This window comes from Shewanella halotolerans, assembly GCF_019457535.1.
Lineage (GTDB): Bacteria > Pseudomonadota > Gammaproteobacteria > Enterobacterales > Shewanellaceae > Shewanella > Shewanella halotolerans.
The window spans coordinates 364,018-377,957 of sequence record NZ_CP080417.1; the positions used below are offsets into that span (position 1 = coordinate 364,018).

Here is a 13,940-nt window from a genome sequence, read left to right on the forward strand (position 1 = left end):
TTGCTATTGGAATGTCCACGTGGTTTATCCCTTTAAGTGTGGTTGGCATTGAATAGCTGTCAAATAGCGGCAATTAAGGGAAAAATAGGGGAAAATAGTGTGTTTTTGTAAAAATACAACTAATTAATTGTTTTAAAGCGGGTTATATGTAAGGAAGTGGGTTGAGGGTATTTTTATAAATAAAAAACCACCAGTAAAGGTGGTTTCTTAGTTGAAAACAGTATAAAAAAGCGTCAAAAAATTGCCGCTTTTCGATAATGTTGGAGGGCCTGGTTCTGTTCACCCAGGTGCTCACAGGCCTCAGCAAGTGCCAGCCAGCGCTGTTTGGTAGGAGATTGTTGGCAGACTTTAGACCACCACTTCTGAGATTCTCTGAACTCCTTGCTCTGATCGTACAGCGCGGCGATGCAGGCCTGGTATTCGGTTTGCTCGCCGAGTTTCTTTTCAAGTTCAAAAAGTTGCTTTCTTGCGTCGAGATCCGCTGGGGTCAGTACCCGAGGCAGGGCGTCGAAGATCGCCTGCGTGGGTTGCTGTTTTGCCTGTTTCATCAGGAGTTTGATCGCCTCATCTCTGCGCTCGAATTTAGCGAGGCCCAGGGCATATTGTGCAATAAACTCGGTTTGCTTACGTTCTGCGCGGGAAAGCCAGTGCCAGGCTTTTTCTAATGCCTGTTCGTTCTGCCCCGCAGCTTGCTTGAGCAGCTCCAGGTTAACCTCCGCGTTCAGCGCTTGATGCTCGCTTTCATCTATGATGCCGCGCTTCTTAACGATGGGAAGTAGCAGCTTGAGGGCCGACCAATCTTCCTGGGCACGATAGAGATCGAGTGCCAAGCCCAATACCGGTGGCTTGCTCTTGCTGGTCGGATTGAGCTCATCCAGCAGGGCGCGTGCCTGGGTAAGTTCCCCCTGTTGTAGCAGGTATCTTACTCGTGTCGTGAGTACCGCCTTGTAGGCCGCAGGATCTTTGGCTGCCTCGTTGAGGTAATGGTCACGGGCGTCATGATCGTTTCTGTGCTGGGCGGCGCGGGCGGCGGCCAACAGGTTTAATGCCGGGATCTCGCCCTTGTCTGCGCCGCGGGCCATAGCCTTTTCGGCGGTGGACCAATCTTCTTCGGCTAAGGCTAAGGCGCCTGTGAGGGTGTGTTTTCTGGCAGCTTTACGACGCCATTTTTCCGGTAGCAGGCGGCTGTTTAGGATCAAGTTTATGCTCCAGACGACCAACATCTCGAGCAATACCAGTCCCACGTAAAACATGACGGCGGCAAAAATGGCAAATACCAGACTGGTTTCAAGCTCATAGTCGCCGATGGCGATATAGATATAGCCTTTTAGCCAGGAGAGATAGGGACTGGCAATTAAACCTATCATGACGATTACCAGGTAGATCAAGGCTCTTATCATAGCGATGTCTCCCGGTCGTTAATCAGGCTGCCGTTGGTCACCAGTTGCTGTAGCAGTGGCGTGGCGGCAAATTGCTCTATGGTTGGCGATTGAATTTCGAGGGTGGCCAGAGCATCCAGTGCGGCCAGGGTCTGCTCGGTCTTGTTGTCGCCGAGATCGAAATACTGGAAGATCCATTTTCTGGATAGTGTCACCGACTGACGGTAGTTCACTTGATCCTGTCGGAACAGGGCCAGTTGCGCCTGAAGGAGTTTGTTGCGAATATTTTCAACAAGATACCACTGTTGATCGGGTGCCAGTAGTGGTGCGGGATCTGTGGTGCGCTTGCGTATGATGACGAACTCTTCGATGAGTGCCTGCCAGGACTTGGCCAGATTACTCTGCCAGTCGTCGATAGATTCGGTGACTTGCAGCGAGTCGTCTTTGGCGTTGATCTTGGACTCGCTGCGATTGACCTTGAGTTTAGGCAGGCGTTCTATGATGGTATCCAGGCTGAGTACAGTGCCGGCGATATCGGTACTCTTGATGGCGGCAACATCGTTCATGTCACGGGCCAAGGCCTTACGGATCGGCGTGAGCGATGGATCTTTCATGGTTGCGATGCGATCGTCAGCGGCCTCCAGCAGGCTAAGCGCTGTCTGGGGATCTTTCTCTAGCCACAGCTTATTGCCCGCCATTCTGACCAGGTATTTGGCTTCCTCGGCCATCCAATGGTTGGGGTTGCGCTGCGCCAGCTTGTTCACCTGATCCTGCACCTCACCCTGCTTGGTTTGTAGCTGGGCAAGTTTTTGATCTAATTGATTTTCTGTCGCGCGTTGCTGCTGCTCTAGGTGGGTAATGCGGGTGCGCGGATCGTCCAGCCCCTGTTGCAGCTGTTTAGCCAGCGCGGCCGTCTTTTCTTTTTGCTGGGTCAGCTCCTGATACAGGTAGAAGCCACCGGTTGCCGTGGCAAACAGGAGTATTAGGATAAATACCAGATTAAAGAGAAATCCCCATGAAACCCCGCCGCCAGACTGAGCAGGCTTGGTCTCCTGGGATGCCGTCGATTTGGCCTGTGGCGTGTCGGTAAAGGTCGCATCGATAGACTCATCGTGCTCTGTGGTGGCGACCGCTTTACTCTCTTGGGTATTTTTGTCCATTTAGGCAGATCCTTGAAGACGAGGGCGACATCGGCGAGCAGCGGTATAAGAAGGCTTAATCCTGTAAACCTAAGGCTGTGAGTACTGCGTCGCGGTTTGCTGCTTTTGCATTGGTGACCCGTGTAAAACCTGCCGCAATGGCTTGGTCATAGACACGTGCGCTGGGCACTATAATATGACATGCGTGCAGCCAAGCAAATAATTCTTTAGGTACAAGTGTAATTAGATTGGCCAGAATTTCACCACTGGTAATCACTATGGTGTCAATTGCTTGCTCTCGCCATTCATAGGGAATGTGGGGATCGAGTTGCGGGCAGGCGCGGCGATAGACCTCCCAGTAGTCGACTTTGGCGCCTCTATCTGTCAGTTCGCTGGCTAGGGCTTCCCGGCCGCCGACTCCCCGGACTATGGTGATCTGTTGCCCTGTAATGGCTTGCAATTGAGCTAAAGTAAGCAGGCCTTCGGTTTGCTGGCAAGACTCGGGGGCCTCAAAGGCCACAATGCCTTTGTCCTTAAGGGCGCAATAGGTTGCCTGACCGACCGCAAAATATTGCTTATCCTTAGGCCAAGCTGACGCCAGGGCTGCATCGGCATACTCTACCGCATTGGTGCTGATAAAGATGATGATATCAGACTGATAAAAAAGCTTTTTCTTGTGCTCATGGTCGGCGGCTTGGTTAGCGACGACCGCTAGCAGAGGCGCTATGGTGAAAGGCACGTCACGTTGTGACAGTGCCTCGGCCATAGACTGATTGCGCCCTTCGGGGCGCGTCAGGAGTAGCTTCATTTTTACTTGGCGTATACCGCATCTAAAATGGCTTTGGCGCCCTTAGATAGCAGCTCATCGGCCAGTGCAATACCTAGCTGCTCAGCATCTTGCTTAGCGCCACTGGTTGCGCCGCGGATCACCTGGCTACCGTCTGGATTACCTACCAGGCCGCGCAGCGACAGGGTGTCGCCGTCGATTTCGGCGTAGGCACCGATTGGTACCTGACAGCCACCTTCCAGGCGGGTGTTCATGGCGCGCTCTGCGATCACGCGGTAGCGGGTTTCGATATGCTCTAACGGTGCCAGTAGCGCCTTGACGCGTTCATCGTCGGTGCGGCATTCGATACCCACGGCGCCTTGACCGTTAGCCGGTAGTGAGTCTTCCGCCGAGATAAAGCTGGCGATACGGTCTTCGAGTTTGAGGCGTTTCAGGCCAGCGGCCGCCAGAATGATAGCGTCATAGTTGCCGGCATCTAGCTTAGCCAGGCGAGTGCCTACGTTGCCACGCAGGTCGCGGATCTCAAGATCTGGGCGCGCCGCGCGGATCTGGCATTGGCGTCTCAGGCTCGAGGTGCCGACGATGGCGCCCTGAGGTAGCTCTTCGATGTTTTTATAGGTATTTGAGACGAAGGCATCGCGGGGATCTTCACGCTCGCAGATCACCTGTAGGCCCAGGCCTTCGGGGAAGTCGACCGGCACATCCTTCATCGAGTGCACGGCGATATCTGCCTTGCCTTCTAGCATGGCAACTTCCAACTCTTTAACGAACAAGCCTTTACCACCAACCTTTGCCAATGGTGTGTCCAGGATGACATCTCCCTTGGTGCTCATCGGCAGGAGTTCGACGACTAATCCCTCATGGGCTTTTTCTAGTTCGGCTTTAACAAATTCAGCTTGCCACATTGCCAGTGGACTTTTACGTGTAGCGATACGAATGACGTTTTGAGACATGCTCGATATTCCATCAGAGGCCATAGTTGCGCTAATGCTAACATTGCTAATTGCTAGATGTAAGAAATGGCTGTCGATTCTTTGAAGTTCACCCGCTTACGGTTTGTGCAGCTTGAGGATAAAGTGTGATCTAGCTCTCAAATACTTGCTGTTTCCGCCTAAGCTGTTAGCATGCTATAGGTGAGCTAAATGGACTAGGTTGCTTAAAATTGAAAGAGCAAGAGCATTTTATCGCAACGGCGGAGCGCTTAAACAAAGTGCGTTTAGCGCGTGCGCTTGCCATGTTGACGCCTCTGCAGCGTCATCTTATGCAATTGATCCCTGTGCTGTTTCACTATCATCGTAATGATTTCCCCGGTTACAACGGCCCCATGACGCCAAGCGGCGTATTCGAATATTTCCCCAGTGACGATGCCCTCGAGGCCTGCCGTACCTTAGGGCTCAGCGAGCCCCAGGTGATCCATCAGCAGCAGAGCGCCCTGTATGGTATCTATACCATGGGCAGTACCGCCAGTTTTGGCCAAAACCCTAAGAGTGATATCGATGTCTGGTTGGTGTATGACCCAACCCTGGCCGACGACGAAATCGCTTCCCTGCAGGAAAAGTCGCAGCTACTGACGGCCTGGTTTGGCCAACATGATCTCGAAGTGAATATCTATCTGGTTCATCCTAAACAGTTTCTTGCCAGCAGTAGTGACGGCGTGGTTCAGACCGCCAGCCTGGGGTGCGAAAACAGCGGCAGCGTGCAGCACTGGTTGCTGCTGGAAGAGTTTTACCGCAGCCAGATCTGTCTCGGCGGTAAGCGGGTCGCCTGGTGGCCAGGAGCGGAGGCGATCGAGAGCCATCTCTTTCTGGGGGATGTGAGCAACCTGCCCGCCAGCGAGTATTTCGGCGCCTCCCTGTGGCAGCTCTACAAAGGCTTGGACAAGCCCCATAAGGCGCTGCTTAAGGTAATGCTGCTGGAGGCCTATGCCAGCGATTATCCCAATAGCAATCTGGTGACCACTCAGGTGTGGCAACGCACCCTGGCGGGGGATTTTTCGGCCTTCAACGATGCCTATTTTCTCCTGTATCAGTCGATAGAACACTATCTGGAATACAAGAACGATAAGCGGCGCCTCGAGATCGTACGTCGCTGTTTCTATTTGAAGTGTGGTATCAGGCTGACGGTGGCGGAGCACCCTAAAGATTGGCGTTACTATAAGTTGCAATCCTTGGTGACGCGCTGGGGGTGGTCCGATAACCTGCTGCGCACCTTAGATCAATGTGCCAGCTGGCACTGTGGTCAGTTGCAGTGGTTTAACGAACAGCTCAATGAGTTGATGCTGGGCTGCTATCAGACCCTCCTACAATTTGCCTCGGCCAACAAGCTGAGCGACAGCCTGAAGATCTCCGAGTTGGGGCTGTTGACCCGCAAGCTACACACCTACTTTAGTGAAGATGACAAGCAGATCATCAGCCTCAACCGGCTCTGGACCCGCTCGGTCGCCGAGGCACACCTGACGGTGATCTACAGCCATAATACCAAGGAGTATTACCTCTACCGCTGTACCCCAGAATCGAAAAACTTCATGGGTAATCGTGCGGTATTTCACTCTCATAGTAAGGCTAAGTTATTGATTTGGGCCAGCCTGAATGGCGTATCCACCGCCCAGACCCAGTGGTACGCCTATGGCGAAGGCAAAGGCCAGGATAAGGCGCTCACCAAGGCGGCCAAGCGCCTGCCCACTATCATGGCGGAGCGTCGCTGGCGGGCATCTAAGCTGGACCTGTGTCAGCCGTGGCATTTTCGCCAGCTGCTGTTCCTCATCAACTTCAATCGCGATGAGACCCAGCTGTGGCGGGGTCAGGAGATCATCTTCGATTACATGAACGCCAATATCTTCTCCATGGGGCGTCACCACAGGAATATGATGCAGTCGCTGGATGTGATCTGCCAAAACAGCTGGGGAGAGTGGCACTGCCACCATTTCGAGGGTAACGAAGCCATCTTAGATGCCCTGGTCTATATCACCCCTGGCATGCAGCGGGCACCCCAGCAGGTGAAGGTGGATGTGGTGAGCTGCTCAAGCCGCCTCAGTACCCAGATAGAGCGCAGCATCAGCCAGCTGGTTCACCGAGCGAATCGCATGTGTACCAAGGCAAAAACCTCGTCGACCATGGTGCACCCGCTTCAGGTAGGCGGGATAAAATATGGCCTGTTCTTCAACTCCAAGGGCATGGTGTATCAGGACTTGAGTGAGTCAACGGCCTTCTATCAACGACTCTCCAAGCAACGTATGCTCGAGCTGCCGCGGCCGGATCTCGGCAACGAGCCTTTCAGCAAGATCCCTGAGGTGATCCAGGATTTTGCCGCCATCGGCGCGATTCAATACTTCCTGCGCCCGGGCAAGGAGGGGATAGACGTGTTTGTGCTGGATGAAAAAAATGAGCTAAATCATTATGTTCAGCCGGGTAATAATCTAGAGGAGCTGGTGAGTCAGGTGAGTCATCATCATGCCTTTGCCGACTCTTACCTGGATAATGAACGCTTTAATCTACCGCAGTTTTTCCGTTTGGTCAGAGTCGATGGCCGACTGCAGGCGCAGCCCTTTGGGGTCAACGTCGACGAGGCAGCCATCGAATTTTAGGGCCTTCTTACAGGCTAAGCGCTATGCCGCCTTGACGCAGGATAGAGGCGAGCACGAAGGGCATAAATTCGCCCGCATCGCTGCGCTCATCCAGCCACTTACCTTCGACGTAAGAGAAGTGGTATCCACCAAACTGTGTCGCTACCCAGATCTGATGCAGGGGCTCTTGCTTATTGATGACTATCTTGGACTTGTCCTGGAACTCAAGTTGCAAAACATTGCCTGAGGCATCGATGTCGATATCGGCATCTTGTTCATCGATTGCATTCTCTATGGCATCTTCAAGTGCGGTAAACATTTCGTCGGCGAGTTGGTGATACTCTGAATCTGTCATTGCCATCTGGGCATCCTTCAGTGGAGTGGGTTGTTGCAGAGCCCACATAGTAATACCAAATTTACCAAATATCTAACTTTGGCCGGGCCGGTATGAGGTGAAGTTTGTCGCCAGTCGCCTGCATCTCCCTATGCTTTGCAGAAACTAAGGAGGTCGCCAGGGCTTACCAATGAATAAAAATATTCACATTCGGGTTTTTTAGTCTGGGTTAAGCTTGACGTTTTGGCCCTATCTCTGCAAACATCAGACAGACTCGATTTTGGTTGTGCGCGGGCGTGTCAGGCGAAGGACAAGGGCCCCGTTTGATGGCAATAAAGCGAGATTTTGCCTAGCAGGGAATTCGTTTGTTCGGGTGATGCCTGAGTTATGAAAAGTGGATTTTTATGGGGTTTAGCGGGGATTTATCCTGTTTGGGTTAAAAACCATCTTTTTCTCCCCCGCGAGCCGAGATAGTGCGTACAATCATGAGAAACGTGATGAAAAAGGTACGGAGCCCTTCGGCTACCGTGTGTGATCCCCTCGAAACTGGAATGTCTGATGTTGAATAAGATGAAACCGATTTTACTTATGTTGTTGGCGAGCGCTGTGCTAAGCGGCTGCGGGCAGAAGGGGCCTCTGTATAAATCGCCAGCGCAAGAAGACAACCAGAAGCCGCAGGTGGAGCAGCCCACACCAGCAACCGAGCAGAATAACAATAAGGATTAAGCCCAGTGGATCACTTTCTCTATCAACAAGATGAACTCTATGCCGAGCAATGTACCGTTGCCTCGCTTGCAGAAACCTATGGCACGCCGCTCTATGTTTATTCGCGCGCGACTCTAGAGCGCCACTGGCATGCCTTCGACAATGCGGTCGCCGACCATCCCCATATGATCTGCTACGCGGTGAAGGCCAACTCTAACCTGGCGGTGTTGAATGTGTTAGCGCGTCTGGGCAGTGGCTTCGATATCGTCTCCGGCGGCGAGTTGGCAAGAGTATTAGAAGCCGGTGGTGAGGCGAGTAAGGTGGTCTTCTCTGGCGTCGGCAAGACAGTTGCTGAGATGGAGATGGCCTTGGAGGCGGGGATCTACTGCTTCAACGTTGAGTCGGCCGCCGAGCTCGAGCAGCTAAACTTGGTCGCCCTGAGGCTGGGCAAAGTCGCGCCAGTATCACTGCGGGTGAACCCTGATGTAGATGCCGGTACACACCCTTATATCTCGACCGGCTTGAAAGAGAACAAGTTTGGTATCGCCATGGAAGAGGCCGAGGCAATCTTCCTGCGAGCAAATGAGTTGCCGGGTTTGGCGGTGAAGGGCGCCGATTGCCATATCGGTTCGCAGCTCACCGAGTTACAACCCTTCCTCGATGCCATGGATCGTATGTTAGCCCTCATCGACCGTCTTGCAGAGCAGGGCGTTAAGATCGCTCATCTGGATGTGGGCGGCGGCTTGGGCGTGACCTATGATGGCGAGCAGCCGCCTGAGCCAAGTGCCTACGCCAGTGCCCTACTTGGCAAACTCGCGGGACGCGACCTCAAGCTCATCTTCGAACCGGGCCGCGCCATCGCCGCCAATGCCGGTATCTTCGTGACTCAGGTGCTCTACCTGAAAGAGAACGCCGAGAAGAATTTCGCCCTGGTTGATGGTGCGATGAACGATCTTATTCGTCCTTCGCTGTATAGCGCCTGGCAGAAGATCATCCCAGTGGTTCCGCGCCCAGGTGACACCCGCCAATATGACGTGGTAGGGCCTGTGTGTGAGACGGGGGACTTCTTAGGCAAAGACAGGGCGCTCAACATTGAGGCCAAGGATCTGCTGGCGGTACGCTCGTCGGGCGCCTATGGCTTTACCATGGCATCAAATTATAACTCTCGCCCCCGCGCCGCAGAGGTGATGGTGGATGGCGATCGTCATTATTTGGTGAGAGAGCGAGAAAAAGTCGCGCAATTGTGGCAAGGTGAACAACTCCTCCCTTAAGCAGGGCAGGCCGGTTACTTTTTGAAGGAAAACACATTTGATCCATTTCACCAAGATGCACGGTTTAGGCAATGACTTTATGGTGGTCGATGGCGTGACGCAGAACGTCTATTTCTCGCCCGAGCAGATAAAGCGCTTAGCGGATCGCAACTTCGGCATCGGTTTCGATCAGCTCCTGTTGGTGGAGCCGCCCTATGATCCTGAGCTGGATTTTCACTATCGCATCTTTAATGCCGATGGCAGCGAAGTCGAGCAGTGTGGCAATGGCGCCCGCTGTTTCGCGCGCTTCGTGAAGAGCAAAGGCTTAATCAATAAGCAGAAGATTAAGGTCAGTACCTCTTCTGGCAAGATGACCTTGCGTCTTGAGCGTGACGGCAGCGTCACGGTCAACATGGGGATCCCTGTGCTGGAGCCGAGCCGCATCCCCTTCAATGCTAAGAAGGCGGAGAAGACCTACCTGCTGCAGGCCGATATGCCTGAGGGCATGCAGACCTTCCTATGCGGCGCCGTGTCTATGGGGAATCCCCACTGTGTGCTCGAGGTCGATGACGTGGTCAACGCCGAGGTCGAGCAGATAGGCGCCCTGCTCACTAAGCATGAACGCTTCCCCAAGGGGGTGAATGTAGGTTTCATGCAGGTGGTCGATGCAAACCATATTAAACTTAGAGTGTATGAACGCGGCGCGGCCGAGACCTTGGCCTGTGGCAGCGGCGCCTGTGCGGCCGTGGTCGTGGGCCAACTGCAAGGCAAGCTTGCCAGACGCGTGCGGGTCGACCTTCCCGGTGGTAGCCTAACCATTAATTGGGAAGGCGAGGGTAAGCCCCTATGGATGACGGGGCCTGCTGAACATGTATACGATGGACAGATACAGCAATGAATGATGCGATGAACAAAAAAGCCGAGTTGCCCTTCGATGAAGTCTTGATCCGCGAGTATCTGCTCGACAATCCCGACTTCTTCGCCCGCTACCCCGAGCTGTTGTTGGCGATGCGTATCCCCCATGAGCAGCGCGGCGCAGTATCCTTGGTGGAACGTCGTCAGGAGATGCTCAGAGCCAGGGTGACCCAGCTGGAGGAGGAGATCACCTCCTTGCTGGCCATGGCCTCGCGTAACGAACAGATCTATATGTTCAATACCGCCTTGTCGCTCAAGCTGTTGCAGGCAGAGGATCTCGGTGACTTGCGGCAGATACTGTCGAGCGAGTTGCAGAAACAATTTCAGTTTACCCATGTCCGTTTGATCACTGTCCATGATATCGACAGCGAACTGTCGAACATCTGGAGCGAACGCCTGAAGCAGGGCTACTACTTCGGCCGTCTTACCCAGAATGAATCTAAGCGCCTGTTTGGCTGTGAGGTGGGCTCGGTGGCGCTATCTCGCCTGTCACAGCAGTGTGGCCAGGTGATCTTTGCCATCGCCAGCCAAGACCCTATGCATTTCCATCCTGAAATGGATAACCTCTTGCTGGATCAGCTAAAACAGTTACTCGACCACCTGCTGCCTAAGTTGTGAGGCCGTGATGTCTGACGACTGGGTGCAGGAATTTGTCTCATATCTGGTCAGTGAGCGGCAGCTCTCTCCCCATACGGTCAGAAACTATCGCTTCGAGCTCGAGCGGGTCGGCGAACTCCTCCCTGAGAATTTTATCTGGGCAGAGGTCAGCGACGAACAGCTGCAAGCCGTACTCAATAAACTGCACCGCAAGGGGCTGGGGCCTCGCTCCATCGCCCTGACGCTGTCGGCCTTAAAGCAGTTTTGTTATTATCTGCTGCAAGAGGGCTATATCAAAAAAGATCCCTGCCTCAACCTCAGCGCGCCCAAACAGCAAAAGCCTCTGCCTAAGAATATGGATCTCGACTCCGTGACCCACCTTCTGTCAATCGAAGGGGACGACCCGCTAGCGCTGAGAGATAAGGCGATCATGGAGCTGTTCTACTCTTCGGGCCTGCGTCTGGCTGAGCTGGCGGCCCTGGATACCCGAGACATCGCCAGTGGCGAGCATCAGGTCAAGGTCATGGGTAAGGGCAGCAAGGAGCGTATCGTTCCCATTGGCCGCATGGCACTGAGTGCCATCGACGACTGGCTAAAGGTGCGAGCAAGCCTGCCCTGTGAGGACGATGCCCTGTTTGTCACAGCAAAGGGCAAGCGCCTTGCCCACAGGAGCATACAGGCCAGGCTAAACAAGTGGGGCCAGCAGCAGGGGTTAAATGCCCGGGTGCATCCCCATAAGCTGCGCCACTCCTTTGCAACCCATATGCTGGAATCCAGCGCCGATCTCAGGGCGGTGCAGGAACTGCTGGGTCACGCCAACTTGTCTACCACTCAGGTATACACTAGCCTGGATTTTCAACATCTAGCCAAAGTCTACGACGGCGCTCATCCCAGGGCGAAGAAGCGAGGTGGTAATGGTTAGTGTGGCGATAGGTCTGCGACCCTTTAAGGCGATCAGTTTCGATCTGGATGATACCCTGTATGACAACCGGCCCATCATCATGGCCGCCGAGCAGCGCCTGCTAAGCTATCTGGCTGAATGTCATCCATTGACCCAAGATTGGAGCCTGGATGATTGGCAGGCATTGAAGCGCAGTCTGATAAGACAGTGCCCAAGTCTGGCCCACGACACCTCAGCCGCGCGCCTGGTGACCCTGGAGCAGGGGCTGATAACCTTAGGTTACGCCAAGACGACGGCCTGTGAGGCAGCGCAGCAGGCCCTGACTTACTTTGTCGAGCAGCGCTCCGACTTTAGCGTCGCGCCCGAGGTGATCGCCAAGCTCGCTCGCCTGGCACAGCACTATCCCTTGGTTGGCATCACCAACGGCAATGTCGATGCCCAGCGGATTGGACTGGGTGAGGTGCTGGAGTTCGTCCTGCATCCCGGCAATGGCACACGAATGAAACCCTACCCAGATATGTTCTATCAGGCCTGCCAACGGCTGGATATCGGCTGTCATGAGCTCTTGCACCTTGGCGACAGCTTTAAGGCCGATGTACAGGGGGCTCGTCGCGCGGGTTGCCAGGCCGCCTGGCTGAATCCGGCCTTCGATAGAGAGCCAAGTGAGCCTGGTTTGGGCTGTTTGCCTCATATTACCTGTACAGATCTTGACGATCTGCTAGCCCTTATCGACTAGGCTCGTCAGTCACTTATTTGTACTTTTCGGCTAACCATCACAGTCAGTTAACCTTAATTCCTCTATTGTCGGTGCTCATATTTCAAGGATAGAGAGGATATATGCGCACAAGGTTACTTCCCCTTTTGCTGTTGGCGTGGACGACGCCTGTATTTGCCCATGGGATCACCCATGGTGCGGGCTTCATGACCGGCTTTAATCATCCGGTGCTTGGTTTCGATCACCTGCTGGCCATGCTGAGTGTGGGCCTGTTGAGTACCCAGTTGGGTGGTCGGGCGATCTGGACGGTACCGCTGGCCTTTATGGCCTTCATGTTAGTCGGGGGCATCCTTGGCCTTTACGGTGTGGCTTTGCCCTGGGTTGAGCTGGGGATCGCCCTGTCTGTGTTGCTGCTTGGTCTGGCCATCGCCTTGGGCAGACATATTCCGTTGCTGCTCGCCATGGGGTTTGTGGGGCTGTTTGCTATCTTTCATGGTCATGCCCACGGCGCCGAGATGCCGGCCTTAGCCAGCCCGGTGCTCTATGCGCTTGGTTTCCTTACGGGAACCGCTGTGATCCATCTGCTCGGTGTGGCGCTTGGCATCATAATGCAGCAGCTGAGCCGTAAGCTGCCGCTGCTGCGTCTCAGTGGCGGCGTGATCGCCTTGGTCGGTGGTTATCTGATTATCGGCGTCTAGGGCACCGATTGGATAGGGGCGCTGATTGCCGCGCCCCTTCTCTTGCTAAGTGATAGATAACTAAGCTTTAAATAGCTAATTGTTAAATAGCTATGTTTTAAATAGCTATGTTTTAGATCGCTAGGGTCTTAGGGAAGAGGATGTTGTTCTCGATATGTATGTGCTGCTGCAGATCGGCGACAAACTCCTTCAGGGTAGCGTAGCAGATGCGCCAGGTGGTACAGGCTTGGGCCGGCGGCGTGAAGTTGTTGGTGAGGGCCCTCAGGCGCTCGACAATCTCGCTGGCCTCATCGTGTTCATGTTCCATGGCGTTGATGGGGTTGCCTATGTGACCGAAACAGCCGCTCACCTGTTCGCCCGCTGCCATGGCGCGGATGGCGGGGAAGAGGATCTGTTCCTCCTTCATCAGGTGGGGCATGAGATCTTCTATCAGGGCACGCACCCAGCCGGCAAAGGGTTTTATCTCGTCATAATGCTCGCCGTGGGCGCGCACCATCTTCTGGCTATATTCGATAAGCAGTGGCGCCTTCTCACGCACATAGTCGTGGTGCGTCGCCTCAATGTAGTCGATCAGCTCGCCTAAGGGTAACTGATTCAGGCTATCCTCTTGCATCCCTTCTGCCTTCACGGCCTGCAGCGCCGCCTCTACCTCCACCAGGGCGATGCCCGCCCGATCACAGGCCTTTGCCAGGGTGCGCTTGCCGCCGCAGCAGAAATCGATACCAAATTGGCTGAAGACGTGGGCGCGTCGAAAGTCGCCGGCCACTAGGCTGCCAACTGTCTCTTCGGCAAATTCTGAGGCCAGTGGGGACTGTGTAGATAAAGACATGGTGACTCCAATTTAAAAGCTGTATTTTATAAGTGTGTTTAGATGGTAGAGAGGTTACCGGGTAAATTCAACGTAAACTTGAGTGTTTTACTCGGGATTATTGATTTAGTTGAGGCAGATCATGATTTA

The 13,940-nt window shown here is 54.0% G+C and carries 14 protein-coding genes; 8 read left to right on the forward strand and 6 right to left on the reverse strand.

From position 1 onward, the window contains the following. Positions 1 to 233: 233 nt before the first annotated feature. From K0H81_RS01650 to hemC, 4 genes are read right to left on the reverse strand one after another with little or no spacing between them, the layout of a single operon-like run. Positions 234 to 1,400 carry a heme biosynthesis HemY N-terminal domain-containing protein gene (locus K0H81_RS01650; protein ID WP_220059663.1) on the reverse strand — a complete coding sequence of 389 codons (1,167 nt, stop codon included), beginning with the start codon at positions 1,398 to 1,400 and terminating at the stop codon, positions 234 to 236. Then, on the reverse strand, positions 1,397 to 2,539 hold the full coding sequence (locus K0H81_RS01655; RefSeq protein WP_220059664.1) for a uroporphyrinogen-III C-methyltransferase: 1,143 nt from the start codon (positions 2,537 to 2,539) through the stop codon (positions 1,397 to 1,399). The genes K0H81_RS01650 and K0H81_RS01655 overlap by 4 nt, the downstream gene beginning before the upstream one ends. Positions 2,540 to 2,594: 55 nt before the next feature. Beyond that, complete coding sequence (locus tag K0H81_RS01660) at positions 2,595 to 3,326, reverse strand: uroporphyrinogen-III synthase (protein WP_144200115.1); 732 nt, start codon at positions 3,324 to 3,326, stop codon at positions 2,595 to 2,597. Between the two features lie 2 nt (positions 3,327 to 3,328). Next, entirely contained in the window at positions 3,329 to 4,258 is a 930-nt protein-coding gene (gene hemC / locus K0H81_RS01665) for a hydroxymethylbilane synthase (protein WP_144200113.1), read from the reverse strand. 209 nt (positions 4,259 to 4,467) lie between these two features. On the opposite strand from hemC, the gene K0H81_RS01670 reads away from it, so the two are divergent. Continuing rightward, entirely contained in the window at positions 4,468 to 6,888 is a 2,421-nt protein-coding gene (locus K0H81_RS01670) for a class I adenylate cyclase (protein ID WP_220059665.1), read from the forward strand. A gap of 7 nt (positions 6,889 to 6,895) precedes the next feature. Here the strand turns inward: K0H81_RS01670 and cyaY are convergent, their stop codons facing one another. Continuing rightward, on the reverse strand, positions 6,896 to 7,228 hold the full coding sequence (gene cyaY, locus K0H81_RS01675; protein ID WP_041406290.1) for an iron donor protein CyaY: 333 nt from the start codon (positions 7,226 to 7,228) through the stop codon (positions 6,896 to 6,898). 543 nt (positions 7,229 to 7,771) lie between these two features. Between cyaY and lptM the strand changes: the two genes are divergently transcribed. The 7 genes from lptM (at position 7,772) to K0H81_RS01710 (ending at position 12,982) form a co-directional block, all read left to right on the forward strand. After that, on the forward strand, positions 7,772 to 7,927 hold the full coding sequence (gene lptM / locus K0H81_RS01680) for an LPS translocon maturation chaperone LptM (RefSeq protein WP_258406356.1): 156 nt from the start codon (positions 7,772 to 7,774) through the stop codon (positions 7,925 to 7,927). Positions 7,928 to 7,932: 5 nt separating this feature from the next. After that, positions 7,933 to 9,177: a diaminopimelate decarboxylase gene (lysA, locus tag K0H81_RS01685; protein WP_220059666.1), complete on the forward strand. Its 1,245-nt coding sequence runs from the start codon at positions 7,933 to 7,935 to the stop codon at positions 9,175 to 9,177. Between the two features lie 37 nt (positions 9,178 to 9,214). Then, entirely contained in the window at positions 9,215 to 10,054 is an 840-nt protein-coding gene (dapF, locus tag K0H81_RS01690; protein WP_144200105.1) for a diaminopimelate epimerase, read from the forward strand. Further along, on the forward strand, positions 10,051 to 10,689 hold the full coding sequence (locus K0H81_RS01695) for a DUF484 family protein (RefSeq protein WP_186300552.1): 639 nt from the start codon (positions 10,051 to 10,053) through the stop codon (positions 10,687 to 10,689). The genes dapF and K0H81_RS01695 overlap by 4 nt, the downstream gene beginning before the upstream one ends. A 7-nt stretch (positions 10,690 to 10,696) precedes the next feature. After that, entirely contained in the window at positions 10,697 to 11,590 is an 894-nt protein-coding gene (gene xerC / locus K0H81_RS01700) for a tyrosine recombinase XerC (protein ID WP_220059667.1), read from the forward strand. Beyond that, positions 11,583 to 12,305, forward strand: coding sequence for an HAD-IA family hydrolase (locus K0H81_RS01705; RefSeq protein ID WP_258406436.1), 723 nt, complete (start codon positions 11,583 to 11,585; stop codon positions 12,303 to 12,305). The genes xerC and K0H81_RS01705 overlap by 8 nt, the downstream gene beginning before the upstream one ends. Positions 12,306 to 12,406: 101 nt before the next feature. Beyond that, the gene (locus K0H81_RS01710; protein WP_144200100.1) at positions 12,407 to 12,982 is read left to right on the forward strand and encodes a HupE/UreJ family protein; all 576 of its coding nucleotides are present in this window, start codon (positions 12,407 to 12,409) and stop codon (positions 12,980 to 12,982) included. A 112-nt stretch (positions 12,983 to 13,094) separates the two neighbouring features. On the opposite strand, the gene ric is transcribed toward K0H81_RS01710, so the two are convergent. Beyond that, the gene (gene ric, locus K0H81_RS01715) at positions 13,095 to 13,811 is read right to left on the reverse strand and encodes an iron-sulfur cluster repair di-iron protein (protein WP_220059668.1); all 717 of its coding nucleotides are present in this window, start codon (positions 13,809 to 13,811) and stop codon (positions 13,095 to 13,097) included. Between the last annotated feature and the right edge of the window lie 129 nt (positions 13,812 to 13,940).